This window comes from Cupriavidus laharis (genome assembly GCF_914271435.1).
Taxonomy (GTDB): Bacteria; Pseudomonadota; Gammaproteobacteria; order Burkholderiales; family Burkholderiaceae; genus Cupriavidus; species Cupriavidus laharis.
On sequence record NZ_CAJZAI010000004.1, the window covers coordinates 378,599 to 397,660 of the forward strand.

The 19,062-nt window shown below is 64.8% G+C and carries 14 protein-coding genes; 9 read left to right on the top strand and 5 right to left on the bottom strand.

Features of this window, described 5'->3' with window-relative positions:
• Window positions 1–33: 33 nt before the first annotated feature.
• Entirely contained in the window at window positions 34–2,625 is a 2,592-nt protein-coding gene (locus LDO29_RS11555) for a PAS domain S-box protein (RefSeq protein ID WP_224079917.1), read from the bottom strand.
• Between the two features lie 418 nt (window positions 2,626–3,043).
• Here LDO29_RS11555 and aceE point away from each other — a divergent pair, with 418 nt between their 5' ends.
• From aceE to lpdA, 4 genes are all read left to right on the top strand, one after another.
• Complete coding sequence (aceE, locus tag LDO29_RS11560) at window positions 3,044–5,731, top strand: pyruvate dehydrogenase (acetyl-transferring), homodimeric type (RefSeq protein ID WP_224079918.1); 2,688 nt, start codon at window positions 3,044–3,046, stop codon at window positions 5,729–5,731.
• 166 nt (window positions 5,732–5,897) lie between these two features.
• Window positions 5,898–7,544 (top strand): dihydrolipoyllysine-residue acetyltransferase, encoded by a 1,647-nt coding sequence (aceF, locus tag LDO29_RS11565; protein ID WP_224079919.1) that lies wholly within the window; start codon window positions 5,898–5,900, stop codon window positions 7,542–7,544.
• Between the two features lie 63 nt (window positions 7,545–7,607).
• The gene (locus LDO29_RS11570) at window positions 7,608–8,225 is read left to right on the top strand and encodes an Ntn hydrolase family protein (RefSeq protein WP_224079920.1); all 618 of its coding nucleotides are present in this window, start codon (window positions 7,608–7,610) and stop codon (window positions 8,223–8,225) included.
• Window positions 8,226–8,259: 34 nt separating this feature from the next.
• Entirely contained in the window at window positions 8,260–10,032 is a 1,773-nt protein-coding gene (gene lpdA / locus LDO29_RS11575; protein WP_224079921.1) for a dihydrolipoyl dehydrogenase, read from the top strand.
• A 137-nt stretch (window positions 10,033–10,169) separates the two neighbouring features.
• Here lpdA and LDO29_RS11580 read toward each other — a convergent pair whose 3' ends face one another.
• The 3 genes from LDO29_RS11580 to phaP1 all read right to left on the bottom strand — a co-directional run bounded on the left by LDO29_RS11580 (window position 10,170) and on the right by phaP1 (window position 13,473).
• Window positions 10,170–11,090: an amino acid ABC transporter substrate-binding protein gene (locus LDO29_RS11580; RefSeq protein ID WP_224079922.1), complete on the bottom strand. Its 921-nt coding sequence runs from the start codon at window positions 11,088–11,090 to the stop codon at window positions 10,170–10,172.
• Window positions 11,091–11,122: 32 nt separating this feature from the next.
• Window positions 11,123–12,445 (bottom strand): dicarboxylate/amino acid:cation symporter, encoded by a 1,323-nt coding sequence (locus tag LDO29_RS11585; protein WP_224079923.1) that lies wholly within the window; start codon window positions 12,443–12,445, stop codon window positions 11,123–11,125.
• Between the two features lie 449 nt (window positions 12,446–12,894).
• Window positions 12,895–13,473, bottom strand: a complete 579-nt coding sequence (gene phaP1, locus LDO29_RS11590) for a TIGR01841 family phasin PhaP1 (RefSeq protein ID WP_224079924.1) — start codon at window positions 13,471–13,473, stop codon at window positions 12,895–12,897.
• Between the two features lie 353 nt (window positions 13,474–13,826).
• Here phaP1 and LDO29_RS11595 point away from each other — a divergent pair, with 353 nt between their 5' ends.
• The 5 genes from LDO29_RS11595 to pbpG all read left to right on the top strand — a co-directional run bounded on the left by LDO29_RS11595 (window position 13,827) and on the right by pbpG (window position 17,569).
• Window positions 13,827–14,759 (top strand): histone deacetylase family protein, encoded by a 933-nt coding sequence (locus tag LDO29_RS11595; protein ID WP_224079925.1) that lies wholly within the window; start codon window positions 13,827–13,829, stop codon window positions 14,757–14,759.
• 7 nt (window positions 14,760–14,766) lie between these two features.
• Entirely contained in the window at window positions 14,767–14,919 is a 153-nt protein-coding gene (locus tag LDO29_RS11600; RefSeq protein WP_224079926.1) for a hypothetical protein, read from the top strand.
• Window positions 14,916–15,374, top strand: a complete 459-nt coding sequence (locus LDO29_RS11605; protein ID WP_224079927.1) for an acyl-CoA thioesterase — start codon at window positions 14,916–14,918, stop codon at window positions 15,372–15,374. The genes LDO29_RS11600 and LDO29_RS11605 overlap by 4 nt, the downstream gene beginning before the upstream one ends.
• Before the next feature lie 26 nt (window positions 15,375–15,400).
• Window positions 15,401–16,126 carry a nitroreductase gene (locus LDO29_RS11610; protein WP_224080046.1) on the top strand — a complete coding sequence of 242 codons (726 nt, stop codon included), beginning with the start codon at window positions 15,401–15,403 and terminating at the stop codon, window positions 16,124–16,126.
• A 243-nt stretch (window positions 16,127–16,369) separates the two neighbouring features.
• The gene (pbpG, locus tag LDO29_RS11615; protein WP_224079928.1) at window positions 16,370–17,569 is read left to right on the top strand and encodes a D-alanyl-D-alanine endopeptidase; all 1,200 of its coding nucleotides are present in this window, start codon (window positions 16,370–16,372) and stop codon (window positions 17,567–17,569) included.
• 61 nt (window positions 17,570–17,630) lie between these two features.
• Here the strand turns inward: pbpG and LDO29_RS11620 are convergent, their stop codons facing one another.
• Window positions 17,631–19,043 (bottom strand): FAD-binding oxidoreductase, encoded by a 1,413-nt coding sequence (locus LDO29_RS11620; RefSeq protein ID WP_224079929.1) that lies wholly within the window; start codon window positions 19,041–19,043, stop codon window positions 17,631–17,633.
• Between the last annotated feature and the right edge of the window lie 19 nt (window positions 19,044–19,062).

Consider the following 19,062-nt stretch of genomic DNA (forward strand, 5'->3'; position numbering starts at 1 on the left):
GGTGCCGGCCGTGCCATGATCGGGCGCGCGTGGTTATTGTTCGGACATGGCCGGCTGCAGCGGCAACATGATTTTAAACGTACAGCCGATGCCGTCGATATTGTTCTCGACCCACAACCTGCCCTGGTGGGATTCGATGATCGAGCGGCAGATGTTCAGGCCCATGCCCATGCCATCGGACTTGGTGCTGAAGAAGGGTTCGAACAGGCGCTCCTTGGTGGCTTCGTCCACGCCGGGGCCCTGGTCGATCACGTCGATGTGCACGTTGTTGCCGAACTCTCCCGGCTCCACGCGCGCGTGCAGGCGCACGACACCGCCGGCGCGCAGGGCCGGCAGGCCCGACATGGCCTCCACGGCATTCTTGAGCAGGTTGACCAGCACCTGCTCGATCAGCACCGGGTCCACGTAGATCATCATCGGCGGCGCGGGCAGCCGCGTCAGGATGGTCACGCGCCGGCGCGTGGCCTCCAGGTCGGCCAGGCCCACGGCGTCGGCGACGATGTCATGCAGCGAGGCCTCGCGCCGCTGCGGCTGGCTGCGCTTCACGAAGCCGCGGATACGGCTGATGATGGTGCCGGCGCGCACGGCCTGTGCCGAGGTCTTTTCCAGTACCGGGATCAGGTCTTCGGGCGTGCTGCGGCCTGAATGCAGCCGTGCCACCGCACCCATGCAGTAGTTGTTGATGGCGGCCAGCGGCTGGTTGAGTTCGTGCGCGAGCGACGACGCCATCTCGCCCATGGTGGTCAGGCGGCTCGTGAACTGCAGGCGCTCTTCATGCTGGCGGGCCATTTCCTCGGCGGCCTTGCGCACCGTGATATCGGTCGCGATCTGCATCTGTGCCAGGTGCCCGTCCACCCACTGTATATAGCGGCGGCGCACCTCGAACCACTTCTGCATGTCGGGCACGAACACCTCGCGCGCATCCGACGTATACGGCATCAGTTCGGAGGCGGGCAGGCCCGCGTACGCGTCGACGTAGTCGGTGTTGTCGCTCGAGACCTGGTCCTTGTCGACGTCGTCGCCGGCCAGCTTCAGGTGGCCCTCTGCCTCCCAGCCGAACAGCTGGCGGTAGTAGCGGTTGGCGAACAGCAGCTCGGCCTTGTCGGTGGCCAGCACGGACACCGCGGCGTCCAGGCTTTCCAGCACGGTGGTGAAGCGGTCGTGCGCGGCGGCCAGCTCTTCGCGCGCGCGCTTGGGTTCGGTGATGTCCGTCATCGAACTCATCCAGCCGGTGTGGCGGCCGCGGCTGTCCACCAGCGGCGACACGTACATGCGAGCAAAGAAGCCGGTGCCGTCGCGGCGCATCACGCGCATTTCATAGCCGCCGGCCGGGGACTTGCCCTGCAGCGTCAGGTCGATCTGCTTCTGCATTTCCTGCTGGTCGTTCGGCGGCCAGTAGGGGAAGGGCGGCAGGCGGCCGACCAGGTCGTTTTCCTGCCAGCCGGTCATGCGGCAGAACGCCGGGTTGACATAGGTGATGCGGCCTTTCAGGTCGAGCGCGCGCAGGCCGATCAGCATGGAGTTCTCCATGGCACGACGGAACGAGGTCTCGGCCAGCAGCGCGCGCTGCGCTTCGGAGCGGCGGCTGGTGTGCCGCCACATGCTCCACAGGCTCCACAGCAGGAAGCAGGACAGCCCGACCACCAGCCACAGCAGCATGTTGTTGGGCAGGTTGGACGGCGGCGGGTAGGCGTCGGCGCGCAGCGACAGCGAATGGCCCGGCGGGTCGAGCAGGACTTCGTACGACAGCGCATTGCCAGGCACCGGGCGCAGCGAGGTGCTGGCGCGCGTCTGGTTGTTCTTGTCGATCAGCGAGAAGCGGTAGCGCTCGGTCAGCTCCGGCGGCAGCAGGTGCGTGAGGATGCCGTTGATGGAGTAGAGCGCGCCCAGCGTGCCGAGGAATTCGTTGTCGCGCACGATCGGCACTTCCATCAGCATGAAGCTGTCGCCGCGGTCGTTGGTGAGCGGGCGGGAGTAGACCACGCGCTGGGTCTCTCGCGCGGCGTCGAAGGTGTCGAGCACCTCGGGTTCGAGCGGCTGGTCCTGGTTTTCGCGCAGCCGGGCCGCGAACTCCGAGGTGGACGGCAGCGACCAGCGCCCGCGGCGCGTGGCGTCGAGCCAGTTGATGAAGACGATCTCGGGGTTCTCGCGCAGGATTTCCTGCGCCGCGGTCCGGTATGCGCCCTGTTCGAGCTGCGCGGCGGCAATATCGCGCGCCAGCGAGGCAAGCTGGTCCTGGTTGCTCAGCAGGGACAGCCGTACGCGCTGCTGCGCCCACGCGGCGTCGCGGTACAGGGCGTCGCGCTGCTGCTGGCGCTCGGTCTCGTGCAGCGACCAGAGGATGACGCCCATCGCCGCGCTGAACAGCACGATGGCCACCAGCGGGATGAACATGAACCAGCTGGTGGCAACCAGGTTGCGCCAGCGCAGCCACCAGAGGCCGCGCGGCGGCGCAGCGACGGTGCCGCTGTCATCGGCCGGCGCCAGGGCTTCGATTGTGCCCAGCGTGCCGGCCGGCGGCGTGGCGTGCGCGCCGTCGCCCCCGGCTGCCCTGGCCGTATCGGAGGCGGTAGGGGGGAGGATGGCTGCGCGCAGGCTGGACAGGAAACGATCGAAAAACGACATGACAGGGATTGACGGCTGACCGGCCAGTGTAGCGGGATTATTGCAGTGCGTCGCTTGGGGAAAGCGCCAATGAAATCAAGGAAATGACTGGCGACGCGGCCGGGCTTGACCCGTATGGGCTACCGCAGCGGGGGTGGAGGATGGTGCGCCGCGATAATATTTCACATTATAAAAAACGATATCGCAATTTGAAAATTTAGCTTGTGCTGGCCTTTCGGCTTCCATAGAATCGGTTCGACCAAAAACGCGGGCGGTAACCATGCGCCTGTCGCGCGGAGGGTTCGGAACAGGACTCCCGGCGGCGGCTACCGATGCAAGGCGCTGCGGCGACGCATCCGCACAAGTCATACCCCGTCACCCCCGGGGCCCGAATGCCAACAGCCAGGGCCCGGGAGCAGGAATTCACCAGGAGACAGTCATGTCCGCCGTACCCGAGCAGATTCTCGGCGCTTCCAGCGCCAACGACGCCGATCCCCAGGAAACCCATGAATGGCTGGACGCCCTGCAGGGCGTCATTGCCGCCGAAGGCTCCGAGCGCGCCGCGTTCCTGATCGAAAAGCAGATCGAGTACGCACGCGTGAACGGCGTGAACCAGCCGTTCCACGCCGAAACGCAGTACATCAACACCATCCCGGTCGACCAGCAGGCCCGTATCCCGGGCGACCAGGACATCGAGCACCGCATCCGCTCGTACACCCGCTGGAACGCGATGGCGATGGTGCTGCGCGCCAACAAGCACACCAATGTCGGCGGCCACATCTCGTCGTTCGCCTCGGCTGCCACGCTGTATGACGTCGGCTACAACCATTTCTGGCGCGCCCCGTCGGAGCAGAGCGGCGGCGACCTGGTGTTCGTGCAGGGCCACTCGGCACCGGGCGTGTACTCGCGTGCATTCCTGTTGGGCCGCCTGAGCACCGAGCAGCTCGACAGCTTCCGCCAGGAAGTGGATGGCAAGGGCATTTCGTCGTACCCGCACCCGTGGCTGATGCCGGACTTCTGGCAGTTCCCGACGGTGTCGATGGGCCTGGGCCCGATCATGGCCATCTACCAGGCCCGCTTCATGAAGTACCTGGACAGCCGCGGCCTGGCCAAGGCAGGCGACCGCAAGGTCTGGGCCTTCCTGGGCGACGGCGAGACCGACGAGCCGGAATCGCTGGGCGCGATCGGCATGGCCGGCCGCGAAAAGCTGGACAACCTGGTCTTCGTCATCAACTGCAACCTGCAGCGCCTGGACGGCCCGGTGCGCGGCAACGGCAAGATCATCCAGGAACTGGAGTCCGAGTTCCGCGGCGCTGGCTGGAACGTGATCAAGGTGGTATGGGGCAGCAAGTGGGATTCCCTGCTGGCGCGCGATACCAAGGGCCTGCTGATGAAGCGCATGATGGATTGCGTGGACGGCGAGTACCAGACCATGAAGGCCAAGGACGGCGCCTACGTCCGCGAGCACTTCTTCAACTCGCCTGAACTGAAGGCGATGGTTGCCGACTGGTCCGACGACGACATCTGGCGCCTGAACCGCGGTGGCCATGACCCGCACAAGATCTACGCGGCCTACAAGGCCGCCAGCGAGCACAAGGGCCAGCCCACGCTGATCCTGGCCAAGACCATCAAGGGCTATGGCATGGGCGATGCCGGCCAGGCCATGAACGTGGCCCACCAGCAGAAGAAGATGCCGGTGGACGCGATCCGCAAGTTCCGCGACCAGTTCAATATCCCGGTATCGGACGACAAGCTCGCCGAAGTACCGTATCTCACCTTCGAGGAAGGTTCGAAGGAACTGGAATACATGCGCCAGGCGCGCATGAACCTGGGCGGCTACCTGCCGGCCCGCCGCCGGAAGGCCGAAGCCCTGCAGGTGCCGCAGCTGTCCGCGTTCGACGCGCTGCTCAAGGCCACCGGCGAAGGCCGCGAAGTGTCCACCACCATGGCCTTCGTGCGGATCCTGAACACGCTGCTCAAGGACAAGCAGATCGGCAAGCACGTGGTGCCCATCGTGCCGGACGAGTCGCGCACCTTCGGCATGGAAGGCCTGTTCCGCCAGATCGGCATCTGGAACCAGCAAGGCCAGAAGTACGTGCCGGAAGACCATGACCAGCTGATGTTCTACAAGGAATCGCAGACTGGCCAGGTGCTGCAGGAAGGCATCAACGAAGCCGGCGCCATGTGCGACTGGATTGCCGCCGCCACGTCGTACTCGACGCACGGCGTGCAGATGATTCCGTTCTACATCTACTACTCGATGTTCGGCATCCAGCGTATCGGTGACCTGTGCTGGGCGGCTGCCGACATGCGCTCGCGCGGCTTCCTGCTGGGCGGCACGGCTGGCCGTACCACGCTGAACGGCGAAGGCCTGCAGCACGAAGACGGCCACTCGCACGTGTTCCACGCCGCGATCCCGAACTGCATCTCGTATGACCCGACCTTCCAGTACGAGCTGGCGGTCATCATGCATGACGGCCTGCGCCGCATGTATGCCGAGCAGGAAGACGTCTACTACTACCTGACGGTGATGAACGAGAACTACGAGCATCCGGAAATGCCGGCTGGCGTAGAGAAGGACATCGTCAAGGGCATGTACCAGTTCCGCAAGGGCGTGGAAAACAGCAACGCACCGCGCGTGCAGCTGCTGGGCTCGGGCACGATCTTCCGCGAGGTGATCGCCGCCGCCGAACTGCTGAAGAAGGACTGGGGCGTGGAATCCGACCTGTGGAGCTGCCCGAGCTTCACCGAGCTGGCCCGCGAAGGCCAGGAAGCCGAGCGCTACAACCTGCTGCATCCGGCTGAGCCCCAGCGCGAGTCGTTCGTCGCGCAGAAGCTCAAGTCGGCCCGCGGCCCGGTCATTGCCTCGACCGACTACGTGCGTGCGTTCGCCGAACAGATCCGTCCGTTCGTGCCGCGCCGCTACGTCGTGCTGGGCACCGACGGCTTCGGCCGCTCGGACACCCGCGAAAAGCTGCGCCACTTCTTCGAGGTGGACCGCCACTGGGTCACGCTGGCCGCGCTGAAGGCGCTGGCCGACGAGGGCGCCATCAGCCGCGACAAGGTGGCTGAAGCGATCAAGAAGTACAACCTCGACCCCAGCAAACCGAACCCGATGTCGGTCTGACCGGCTTCCAGCACCAACCCCCGCAGTACGGCAACGCCGTGCCGCGGGCGCCCCGGGACACCCCGGCCGGCGCCTTGCGGCACAGCGGCGTGACAGAAGCGGGCGGCGAAGGTAATCTCGCCGCTTGCGGATGCGCGCGCGTGCCGGCCTGCCCAGGAGACACTGAATGAGTCAAGCGATTGAAATCAAGGTGCCGGACATCGGCGACTATGACGCCGTTCCCGTCATCGAAGTGCATGTGAAACCCGGCGACAGCATCAACGCGGAAGACGCGCTGGTGACGCTGGAATCGGACAAGGCCACCATGGACGTGCCCTCGCCGCAGGCCGGCGTGGTCAAGGAAGTCCGCATCAAGGTGGGCGACAACGTGTCCGAAGGCTCCGTGCTGGTGATGCTGGAAGCCGCCGGCGCAGCCGCTCCGGCCCCGGCCCCGGCTCCGGCAGCCGCGGCGCCGGCTCCCGCACCGGCACCGGCCGCTGCCCCGGCACCTGCCGCCGCGCCCGCCGCGGGCGGCACCATTGAAGTCAAGGTTCCCGATATCGGCGACTATGACGCGGTCCCCGTGATCGAAGTCCACGTCAAGCCGGGCGATACCATCAACGCCGAAGATGCCGTCGTCACGCTGGAATCGGACAAGGCCACCATGGACGTGCCGTCTCCGCAAGGCGGCGTGGTCAAGGAAGTCAAGGTCAAGGTGGGCGACAACGTGTCCGAGGGCACGCTGCTGATCCTGCTGGAAGGCGCCGCCGGCGCTGCCGCACCGGCTCCGGCTGCGGCGGCGCCTGCGCCGGCCCCGGCTGCTGCGCCTGCCCAGGCTCCGGCCCCGGCGCCTGTTGCCGCCGCGCCGGCTCCCGCAGCGCCGGCCGCAGCCCCGGTCGGCGCGACCGGCAAGGCCGCGCACGCGTCGCCGTCGGTGCGCAAGTTTGCGCGCGAACTGGGCGTGGATGTTTCCCGCGTGCCGGGCACGGGCCCGAAGGGCCGCATCACCCAGGAAGACGTGCAGGGCTACGTCAAGGGCGTCATGACCGGCCAGGCCGCGGTGCCGGCACAGGCTGCCGCGGCCGGCGGTGGTGGTGGTGAGCTTGGCCTGCTGCCGTGGCCGAAGGTCGACTTCACGCGCTTCGGCGAGGTCGAAAGCAAGGCCCTGTCGCGCATCAAGAAGATCTCGGGCGCCAACCTGCACCGCAACTGGGTCATGATCCCGCACGTCACCAACCATGACGAAGCGGACATCACCGACCTGGAGGCCTTCCGCGTCCAGCTGAACAAGGAAAACGAGAAGTCTGGCGTCAAGGTCACGATGCTGGCGTTCATGATCAAGGCCACGGTCGCGGCGCTGAAGAAGTTCCCGAACTTCAACTCGTCGCTCGACGGCGACAACCTGGTGCTGAAGAAGTACTTCAACATCGGTTTCGCGGCTGACACGCCGAACGGCCTGGTCGTGCCGGTCATCAAGGACGCCGACAAGAAGGGCGTGCTCGAGATCAGCCAGGAAATGAGCGAGCTGGCCAAGCTGGCGCGCGACGGCAAGCTCAAGCCTGACCAGATGCAGGGCGGCTGTTTCTCGATCTCGTCGCTGGGCGGCATCGGCGGCACGTATTTCACGCCGATCATCAACGCGCCGGAAGTGGCCATCATGGGCGTGTGCAAGTCGTACCAGAAGCCGGTTTGGGACGGCAAGCAGTTCGTGCCGCGCCTGACGCTGCCGCTGTCGCTGTCGTGGGACCACCGCGTGATCGACGGCGCCGAGGCGGCCCGCTTCAATACGTACTTCGGGCAGTTGCTGGCGGACTTCCGCCGCATCCTGCTGTAAGGCTGCCGCGGCCATGTCCGTGACGGGCATGGCCATGGTGCCTGCAGCCCCGGGAGGCGAGCCATGACTACCTGTGTCGTCGTCAAGAAGGGTGCCGAGGTGGCGATTGCGGCCGATGCGCTGGTCACGTTCGGTGATACGCGCCTGTCGCGCGCCTACGAGCGCAACCAGAAGGTGTTTCCGGTCGGCGACAGCTTTGTCGCCCTGGCCGGCACCACGGCGCACTTCCCGGTCATGCGCGCCTTGCTGGCGGGGATGGGCGAGGAGTGCCGGCTCGGTTCGCGCGATGACGTGTTCCGGACTTTCCTGAAGGTGCATGAGAAGCTCAAGTCCGAGTACTTCATCAACACCAAGGAAGACGAGGATGATCCGTACGAGTCGTCGCAGATCGTCTGCCTGATCGCCAACCCGGCTGGGATCTTCGGTGTCTATTCGTACCGCGAGGTGTTTTCGTTCGACCGTTTCTGGGGCATCGGCTCGGGCCGCAACTATGCGCTGGGAGCCATGCATGCGGTCTACGACAAGCCCGAGCTGGATGCAGCCGCCATCGCACGCATCGGTGTCGATGCCGGTATCGAGTTCGACAAGAGTTCGGCAGGCCCGATAGAAGTCCATACCGTAAGGCTGCACGAGGCCGGCGCCGCCGGCGCAGCGGCAACCAACAACGACGGCGCGCCCTGAGGCCACGCAGGCCGGCGCGCATAGAGGAGCAAACATGAGTGTGATCGAAGTCAAGGTGCCGGATATCGGCGATTTCGACGCGGTGGAAGTGATCGAGGTCCTGGTCAAGGCGGGCGACACGGTCGAGCAGGAACAGTCGCTGATCGTGCTGGAGTCGGACAAGGCCAGCATGGAAGTGCCGTCGTCGGCGGCCGGCAAGGTGGTCGACGTGCGCGTGAAGGTCGGCGACAAGGTCGGGCAGGGCACGGTGATCTGCACGGTGGAAGCGCAAGCTGCCGCCCCGGCGCCGGCCCCTGCGCCCGCCGCAGCGGCACCGGCCCCGTCGGCCGCGCCGGCGCCGGCTCCGGTGGCGGCCAGCCACGCCGGTGGCGCCGATATCCAGTGCGACATGCTGGTGCTGGGCGCCGGTCCCGGCGGCTACTCGGCGGCCTTCCGTGCCGCTGACCTGGGCATGAATACCGTGCTGGTGGAACGCTATGCCACGCTCGGCGGCGTCTGCCTGAACGTGGGCTGCATCCCGTCCAAGGCGCTGCTGCACAACGCCGCGGTGATCGACGAAGCCAAGGCGCTGGCCGCGCACGGCATCCTGTTCGGCGAAGCCAAGATCGACCTGGACGGCCTGCGCCACTACAAGAACCAGGTGGTCGGCAAGCTGACCGGCGGCCTGGCCGGCATGGCCAAGGCACGCAAGGTGCAGGTGGTGCGCGGCATCGGTACTTTCCTCGATCCGCACCACCTGGAAGTGGATGCGACCGAGGGCGAGGGCAAGCAGGCCACGGGCAAGAAGACCGTGATCCGCTTCGAGAAGGCCATCATCGCGGCCGGCAGCCAGGCGGTGAAGCTGCCGTTCATCCCGGAAGATCCGCGCATCGTCGATTCGACCGGCGCGCTGGAACTGCCCGAGGTGCCCAACAAGATGCTGGTCATCGGCGGCGGCATCATTGGCCTGGAAATGGCCACGGTGTACAGCACGCTGGGCGCGGACATCGACGTCGTCGAAATGCTGCCGGGCCTGATGAACGGCGCCGACCGCGACTTGGTCAAGGTCTGGGAGAAGAAGAACAAGGACCGGTTCGGCAAGGTCATGCTGAACACGAAGACCGTCGCGGTGGAGGCCAAGCCGGACGGCATCTACGTGAAGTTCGAAGGCGAGCAGGCGCCGGCCGAGCCGCAGCGCTACGACCTGGTACTGGTGTCGGTGGGCCGCTCGCCCAACGGCAAGCGCATTGGCGCCGAAAAGGCCGGCGTGGCCGTGACGGATCGCGGCTTCATCAACGTCGACCAGCAGATGCGCACCAATGTGCCGCACATCTTCGCGATCGGCGACGTGGTCGGTCAGCCGATGCTGGCCCACAAGGCGGTGCACGAGGCCCACGTGGCCGCGGAAGCCGCCCACGGCGAGAAGGCCTACTTCGATGCCAAACAGATCCCGTCGGTGGCCTTCACCGATCCGGAAGTGGCCTGGGCTGGCCTGACCGAGGACCAGTGCAAGGAGCAGGGCATCAAGTACAGCAAGGGCGTGTTCCCGTGGGCTGCCTCGGGCCGTGCCATTGCCAACGGCCGCGACGAGGGCTTCACCAAGCTGATCTTCGACGAGGAAACCCATCGCGTCATCGGCGGCGGCATCGTCGGCACGCATGCCGGCGACCTGATCAGCGAAGTCTGCCTGGCCATCGAGATGGGCGCGGACGCTGTGGATATCGGCAAGACCATCCATCCGCACCCGACGCTGGGCGAGTCGATCGGCATGGCCGCGGAAATCTACGAAGGCACCTGCACCGACGTGCCGCCGCCGCGCAAGCGCTGATCGGCTGCAGAGCATAGGCAAGCAAACCCGCCCTTGTGGCGGGTTTCTTCTTGTTCAATTACGCAATTAACCGACAGAAATTTCCAGCACCTACTAAATTTGCCTGCACGGGGAGGGCGGGAAAGTCAGAGGGCGGGTCAATCCGGCTGTTGGGGCGTGGACTGGATGATGTCTTCCAGTTGCGCGCTCATGGGAATGCCAAGGCGTTCGCCAGTGGGCAGGCGGTTCATGAACCACTGCTTGTACAGGCGCTCCAGTTCGCCGGTGGTGATCAGGTCGCGCACCGCCTTGTCGACGACTGCGGCAAATTGCGGATCGTCCTTGCGCAGCATGATGCCGTAGGGATCGTAGGACAGGAAGTCGCGCGTCACGTCATACTTCTTGCCGAGTCCATACTTGGCCAGGAAGCCGTATAGCAGGACGTCGTCCCCCGCGTAGGCGTCGGCGCCGCCGTGGCGCAGGACTTCGAAGGCATCGGCATGGTCGCGGGCGCGGATGATGGTCACGCCGAGATTGAAGCGCGTGGACAGCCGCTCGATCGCTTCCACATTGGTGGTGCCGGCCGTGGCCACCACCGTCTTGCCTTTCAGGTCGCGGAAGGTACGGATGGGCGAGCCATGCGGCACCATCAGCTTGGTGCCCGCGACGAAGATCACCGGCGAGAAGGCCACCCGCTGTTGCCGTTCGGCATTGCGCGTGGTCGATCCGCACTCCAGGTCGATCTTGCCCGACGTCATCGCATCAATGCGGTTCTCGGAGGTGACCGGGACCCAGTTGATGGTCAGGTCGCGGCCTACCTCATTGCCTGCTTCCTGCACGATGGCCGTGCAGATGTCGATCGAGTAGCCGATCGGCCGGCGGATCTGGTTCAGGTATGAAAAGGGCAGCGAGGATTCCCGGTAGCCGATGATCAGGATGCCGGATTCCTTCGCCTTCTTCAGCGTGCCCGAGAGGGCGATCGGCTCCTGGGCCAGCGCAACGCCGGCAGCCAGTGCCAGGCATAGCGCCACGACTTGCCACCACACATTGCGGCCACGCCGGGCAACAGTGCAAGACATGCGTCGCTCCTCTGCGGTCTGCGAACCACCGCTCATGCACGCGCGGCCTCGGGTTTGGACAACGGCTCGCGTTCGTCGCCCATGCCACCCATGCCGCCCTCGTCGCCGGTATCGAGCGTCGATTCGCTGGCCAGTTGGCCTTCCCACTTGGCGACCACGGCGGAGGCAATCGAGTTGCCCACGGCGTTGGTCGCGGAGCGGCCCATGTCGAGGAACTGGTCCACCCCCATGATCAGCAGGAGGCCGGCCTCCGGCATATTGAACTGGTTCAGCGTGGCGGCAATGACTACCAGCGACGCCCGCGGCACGCCCGCCATGCCCTTCGACGTCAGCATCAGCAACAACAGCATCGTGATCTGCGTGCCTAGCGGCAGGTGGATGTCATAGGCCTGGGCGATAAACAGCACGGCGAACGTGCAGTACATCATCGACCCGTCCAGGTTGAACGAATAGCCCAGCGGCAGCACGAAGCTGGAGATCTTGCGGTTGACGCCGAACTTGTCGAGCGCATCGAGCAGCTTCGGATAGGCGGCTTCGGAGCTCGCGGTGGAGAAAGACAACAGGAACGGCTCGCGGATCAGCTTGATCAGTGTGACGATCCGCCTGCCCAGGAACACAAAGCCGGCCAGCGCCAGCAATGCCCAAAGCACGAACAGGGCAAGGTAGAAGCTGCCCATGAACTTGGCGAAGGTCAGGAGGATGCCAAGGCCTTGCGTCGTCACCGTCGACGCTATGGCGGCGAACACCGCAACCGGCGCCAGCCACATGACCGCACCGGTGATCTTCAGCATGATCTGCGCGAGATCCTCGATCACGCCGGCCATGCGCTTGCCATGTTCGCCCAGTGTGGCAATGGCGGTGCCGAAGAAGATCGAGAAGACCACGATCTGCAGGATCTCGTTGTTGGCCATGGCCTCGGCCACGGACTTGGGCACCAGGTGGGCGACGAAATCCTTCAGCGTGAAGGCGTTGGTTTTCAGGTTGGTGGCGGAGCCGACATCGGGCAGGGGCAGGCCGATGTTGACGCCTGGCTGCAGCATGGTGGCCATGATCAGGCCCAGCGTCAGCGACACGAGCGAGGCCGTGATGAACCACGCCATCGCCTTGATGCCCACGCGGCCGACGGTGCTGGCGTCTCCCATATGGGCAATGCCGATGACCAGCGTCGAGAAGACCAGGGGTGCGATGATCATCTTGATCAGCCGCAGGAAGACATCGGTGATGATCGAGATGTAGCCTGCGATCTCCTTCGCCAGCTTTGGATCGGGGAATGCGACATGACAGGCGTAGCCGACCACGCCGCCAAGGATCATCGCGATGACGATGTAGGTCGTGATATGGCTCTGCGTCTTCATGGCATCTCCTTGATGCTGTTGCGTTGCGCAAGCGCTGCGCCACGCATGCCCGGCATGGCCTGGTGTTGCACCGCGCCATGTCAATCCGGGGGAGGCCCAGGCACGCCAGAATGCCGCGGGCTGCACCTTGCTAACGATAGTCGCCCGCTCCGGCATTGGGCAAGGAGAACGCTTGCGGGCGTGCTTTGCGAGGCAGCGGCGCGGCAAGGACGCGGGCGGCGGAAAGCAAAAAAGCCCGACCAAAAAAAACCCGACCTGTAGGGTCGGGCTTAACGATACCTTTGGACAAGGAGACCGCGGTACCGAGGAGACACCGGCACGCGATGCGGCAAGTCTGCGTTGTGTGCTGCCGCAATCATCGTTAGCAAAACGCGCCGTCCAGCGGTGCGCTTTGCCAACGGACCGGCGCGGAGCCGGTCGTTGGTACTACCTTTCAGACGTGCCGGCGATCAGGCAGCGGTCGTCTTCTTGGCGGCGGCGCTGCGGGCCGTGGCGCTGGCCTGCTGGGCAGCCTTGCTGGCGGCGGTGGCGGCAGCCTGGAAGTTGCTTTCGGCGATTTCAACAGCCTGCTTGGTGGCCTTCTGGACCGACTCGTAGGCGTTGTTGGCAGCCGAGATGGCCGACTTCACGATGGCCACGGTCGATTCCGAACCGGCCGGTGCGTTCTTGGCGAGGTTGTCGACCAGAGCCTGCACGTTCTTCGAGCCTTCGGCCAGTTGGGCTTCGGCGACCTTGGTGAACTCGCTCTGGGTTTCCGAAGCGATTTCGTACAGGTGACGGGTGTAGGCCAGGGTCTTTTCCGCGACCGGCTGCACCAGCGAAGCCTGGATGGCCAGCAGTTCCTGGGCATCCTTGGCGGACAGCGCCTTCTTGGCGTTGTCGATGTTTTCGGCGAAGGTGGTCTTGACGACCTGCAGGTTCAGTTCGACGAGCTTCTCGACGCCTTCGAAAGCCTTGGTGGTCAGGCCAAACAGCGTTTCCAGGTTTGCCTTTTGCGCTGCTGCGACTTGTTCCGGGGTGAGGATCATTGCTGGTCTCCAGTGGTGAACTTCAAGGTCAAGCAAATTAAACCGCCTGGATGTCAGGATCGTGACGGATATCGTTCCGTGCCGTCCAGCCCAGGCGTAGGGATTGGGTCAGGGCGCTTGCGCTGTTGCTTTGGTGCGCCGCAACAATTGCAATTCTAGGGAATGAAAAGCCTGTGTCAAGCAGTTTTTGTGCGTCGCACAAAAAGAACGCGGCAACCGCCTCGAAATGTGCCGTGGGCGTCATGAACCAGGCGTGACACGCGGGTTTTCCAGCAGTGCTACCATCGCAGGCTGCCAATGCTTGACCACGCAAGCGTTGCGCCCGACAACAAGAATGATCGCCTCGTCACACCATGCTCGCCTTCTACGCCGACCATTTTGTACTGCCGCTGCCACCGGGCCATCGCTTCCCGATGCGCAAGTACAGCATGCTGCGGGAAGCCGTCGCCTGCGTACCGGGGCTGATGTTTCGCGAGGCGCCGCGTGCCGGGGACGACGCGCTCCTCCTTGCCCATACGCCGTCCTATGTGGCTGACGCTTCCTCCGGCCTGCTCGACGCGGCGCGCCAGCGCGAGATCGGATTCCCCTGGTCCGAGGCGATGGTCGAGCGCTCGCGCCGCTCGGCCGGCGCGACCATCGAGGCCTGCCGCACGGCACTGGGCGAGGGCATTGCCGTGAACCTGGCGGGCGGCACGCACCATGCCTATGCCGACAAGGGCGGTGGTTTCTGCTTCAATGACGCAGCCATCGCAGCGCGCGTATTGCAGCGCGACGGCCGGGTCCGGCATGTGGCGGTGATCGATCTCGACGTGCACCAGGGCAATGGCACGGCTTCCATCCTGCAGTCGGACCCGACCATCTTCACCCTGTCGCTGCATGGGGAGAAGAACTATCCCTTTCGCAAGGAAGCGAGCGACCTCGATGTCGGGCTGCCGGATGGCTGCGGTGACGACGCCTATGCCGAAGCACTGCAGGTTGCGCTGGATACGCTGTTCGACCGCTTTGCCCCGGACCTGCTGATCTACCTCGCGGGGGCGGACCCGCACGAGGGCGATCGCCTCGGCCGGCTGAAGCTGTCCATGGATGGCCTGGCCCGGCGTGACACCATGGTGTTCGAGGCTGCGCTGTCGCGCCGGCTCCCGGTCGCAGTGGCCATGGCCGGCGGCTACGGTAACCGGATCGAAGATACGGTTGCGGTGCATGCACAGACCGTCGGCCTCGCTGCGCGCTACCACGCACGCTACGCGCTGGATAGCATCACGCCTGTGCGGGCGGTGGCGGCATGAGTACCGCATGACGCATGCCGATCCGATGACGTTCCTGCGGTTCGTGGGCGTCCTGGTGCCAATACTAATGGTGCCCTTCGTGTGGCTGGCGTGGCGCTGGTCATTCGCCGTTAGCCGCTTTCGCGACTTCCCTTCATTCCTGTTCCGCAACGTCCCATGAAACCGCAAGCCGAGCACCGCAGTGCCTATCCGCACTTCCAGGCCATCACGACGCGTTGGATGGATAACGATGTCTATGGCCACGTGAACAACGTTGTCTACTACAGTTATTTTGACACCGTCGTGAACACGTACCTGATCCGGCAGGGCGTGCTCGACCTCGAAGCGGGCGGCACGATCGGGCTGGTGATCGAGACGCAGTGCAACTACTTCTCGTCGCTGAGCTTTCCGGACACGGTCATGGCGGGCTTGCGCGTGGCGCGGCTGGGTACGTCCAGCGTGCGCTATGAGGTGGGGCTGTTCAGCGGGGACAGCGAGATCGCGGCGGCACAAGGGCACTTTATCCACGTCTATGTCGATCGCGTCACACGCCGCCCGGTGGCCTTGCCCGAGCCGCTGCGCCGCGCGTTGCAGCCCCTGACGGTTCCCTGTGTGCAGGCGCGGGGCGAGGCGTGATGGAGGAAGGCAAGATGTCGCAGGACATGCAAGCAGGCACGCAAGTAGCCGCCGGGGCTGTTTCGCGGCACGCGGTCGACTGCGTCGACCGCGCCATCCTGACGCGCCGTTCGGTCCGGGCATTCCTGGATACGCCGGTGCCGCGCGAAACGGTCGAAGAGATACTCGCCGTTGCCAGCCGCGCGCCATCCGGCACCAACACGCAACCGTGGCGCGTCTATGTGCTGGCCGGGGACGCCAAGGCCAGGCTGTGCGCCGACTTGATGGCTGCGTATGAAGACCCGGAGCGCGACACCAAATACCTGGAAGAGTATCCGTACTACCCGCGCTCATGGGTGAACCCCTATCTGGAGCGCCGCCGCAAGGTGGGCTGGGATCTCTATGGCCTGCTGCAGATCAGCCGCGAGGACAAGTCGCGCATGCACGAACAGCACGCACGCAACTTTCGCTTCTTCGACGCACCGGTTGGCATGATTTTCACGATCGACCGGATCATGGAGCTCGGTAGCTGGCTCGACTATGGCATGTTCCTGCAGAGCATCATGATCGCCGCCAGGGCGCGTGGCCTCGACACCTGCCCACAGGCGGCGTTCACCCAGTTCCACAAGGTCATTGGCGATCACCTGCGCCTGCCCGGCGAAGAAATGGTCGTCTGCGGCATGTCGCTTGGCTATGCGGATCCAGAGGCCATCGAAAACCGGCTCAGCACGGAACGTGAACCGGTAAGCGGGTTTGCGCGTTTCCTCTCATAGTGAGATATGTATCAATATGTAACGATACGCGCCGACATACAAGGAAGATTGCTGCAGCGGCGAAGCCATTGCGGTGTTGTGGCTTACGGAGATCGATGATGACGAACGTGACGAATAATCAACAATTTCCGCAATGTGGAAATGTTTGCAAATCGAACTTTAACTTGCTTCCGTAAGTCTTTAATCTTGCTAACAATTTCTTAATTTCCTACACTAGCGCCATCCTGATGCGCTGAACGAATCATGTTTCGGTCTGATTCCATTTTTTCCAGATTCTTCGGCTTTACGCCCCTGAGTGCCATAGCCGTTGCTGTGCTGGCATCCGCGTCGATGCTGGCCGCACCGTTGGCTGAGGCGGCCACCAAGTCGACATCTACCCAGAAGTCTGTCAAAAAACAGGCAAAATCGTCCAAAATCGAGAAAAAGGCCAGTTCAAGCAGTAAGCGCACGACGGCCAAGGCTTCGTCTTCTCGCAAGGTGGTCGTCCTGAAGAACGGCAGACGGCAGGTTGTGGCGTCGCATCGGGCTGCACCGGTGCGTGCCGTGTTCACGCCGGCCAAGCCGTCACTCGGCGAGGCCATGGGGCTGCGCGATACCGAAGACGCGCTGGCCCTGCGCTCGAGCGTTGCGCTCGTGATGGACCAGAACACCAATGAGGTGCTGTTCCAGAAGAATCCGAGCGCGGTCCTGCCGATTGCCTCGATCACCAAGCTGATGACCGCGCTGGTGGTGACGGACGCGCGCCTGCCGATGGACGAGGTGCTTACCATTACGGAAGAGGACAAGGACACCGAAAAGCACAGCAGCTCCCGCCTGCGCTTCGGTACCCAGCTCACGCGCCAGGAACTGCTGCTGCTGGCGCTGATGTCGTCGGAGAACCGCGCCGCTTCGGCGCTGGGCCGGAACTACCCGGGCGGCCTGCCGGCATTCGTCCAGGCGATGAACCGCAAGGCCCGCGAACTCGGCATGAACGACAGCCACTTCGTGGATTCGAGCGGCCTGTCGAGCAGCAATGTGTCGAGCGCCATGGATCTGGCGCGCATGGTCAATGCCGCTTACCGCAACCCGACCATCCGCGAGTTCTCGACCCAGACCGAGCATGAGGTGAACGTGCTGGGCCGCACACAGCACTACGTCAGCACCAACCGCCTGGTGCGTGGCGGCAACTGGGAGATTGGCCTGCAGAAGACTGGCTTCATCTCCGAAGCTGGCCAGTGCCTGGTCATGCAGGCCCGGGTCAACGGCCGCAATGTGGTGATGGTGTTCCTGGATTCCGTGGGCAAGCTTTCGCGCTTTGCGGACGCCACGCGCGTCCGGGACTGGCTGGAACACTCTTCGCCGCCGGCACCCCAGCCGCACACGTTCCCGTCCTCGCCGAACCTGACGCAGACGCCTGGCGGCGCACATGCGATCCTGGCTTCGCAGCAGTCGCACGGAACCTGAGCTCAGCCTGACCCAAAAAACGCGCCGATCATGGCGCGTTTTTTTATGGGGCTTCGCCGCTTCAGAGCAGCTTGCCCGGATTCATGATGCCGGCCGGATCGAAGGCGCGCTTGATCTCGCGCATCAGCCGCAGTTCCAGCGGGTCCTTGTACTGCAGGAATGCATGGCGCTTGAGCTGGCCAATGCCATGTTCCGCACTGATGCTGCCACCGTAGCGCATCACTTCATCGAGCACGGTGCCGGTCACAGCGTCTTCGTGCTTCGCCGCCCAGTCCTTCGGCGCACCCGCCGGGCGCGACAGGTTGTAGTGCAGGTTGCCGTCGCCGAAGTGCCCGAAGATGAACGGCCGGATGGCCGGGTCCAGCGTGCGCAGGCAGGCTTCCATCGACACCATGAACGCCGGGATCTGTTCGATCGGCAGGGAAACGTCGTGCTTCAGGTGCGGCCCGTCCGCGCGCTGCGCTTCCGAGATTTCCTCGCGCAGTTTCCACAGGGCCTGCAGCTGCGCCAGCGACGCGGATACTGCAGCATCCTGGCACAGGCCGCGTTCCAGCGCCTCGCCAATGACGCGCTCCAGCAGTGCGTTGAGCGCGTCTTCCTCCGCAGTGTCGGCCAGCTCCACCAGCACGTAGGCGGAATGGCGCTGTGCAAAAGGCTCCTGCACGCCTTCGGCATGGGTGAGGACCAGGTCCAGGCAAGCGCCGGTGAAGAATTCGAAAGCCTGCAGCCGCGCGCCGCATTGCTCGAACAGCAGCGCGTAGAGTTCCAGCGCCTGCTGCGGCGACTCCACTGCAGCCAGCACGACACTGCGTGTGTCGGTGCGCGGGAACAGGCGCAATGCCGCGGCGGTGATGACGCCGAGCGTGCCTTCCGAGCCGATCAGCAGCTGCTTGAGGTCATAGCCGGTGTTGTCCTTGCGCAGCGCGCGCAGGCCATGGAAGACCTCGCCATTGGGCAGCACGGCTTCGACACCGAGCACCAGTTCGCGCGTCATGCCATAGCGCACGACGTTGACGCCGCCTGCATTGGTCGCCAGGTTGCCGCCGATCTGGCACGAATCCTCCGCCGCCAGGCTCAGCGGCAGCAGCCGGTTAGCGTCGGCCGCGGCGCGCCGCAGGTTCCCCAGGATGCAGCCGGCTTCGGCCACCATGGTGTTGGCAATGGTGTCGAGCGAGCGGATCGCGTGCATGCGGTCCAGGCTCAGCACCACGTTCCGCGGCTGGCTGTCGGGCGTGGCCGCGCCGCACAGGCCGGTGTTGCCGCCGCGCGGCACGACCGGTACCGCAGCCTGCTGGCATAGCGCGAGGCAGCGCGAGACTTCGTCAACCGTGCGCGGGCGGACCACTGCCTGGGCCTGGCCGCGGTAGATGCCCCGCCAGTCCGACAGCCACGGCGCGATGTCGTCGGGTTGTGTGAGCACGGTGTCGGGGCCAAGGATTTCGGTGAGACGCTGGGGCAGGTTGGCGGCTTGCATGAGTGGATCGCTTTCAGCT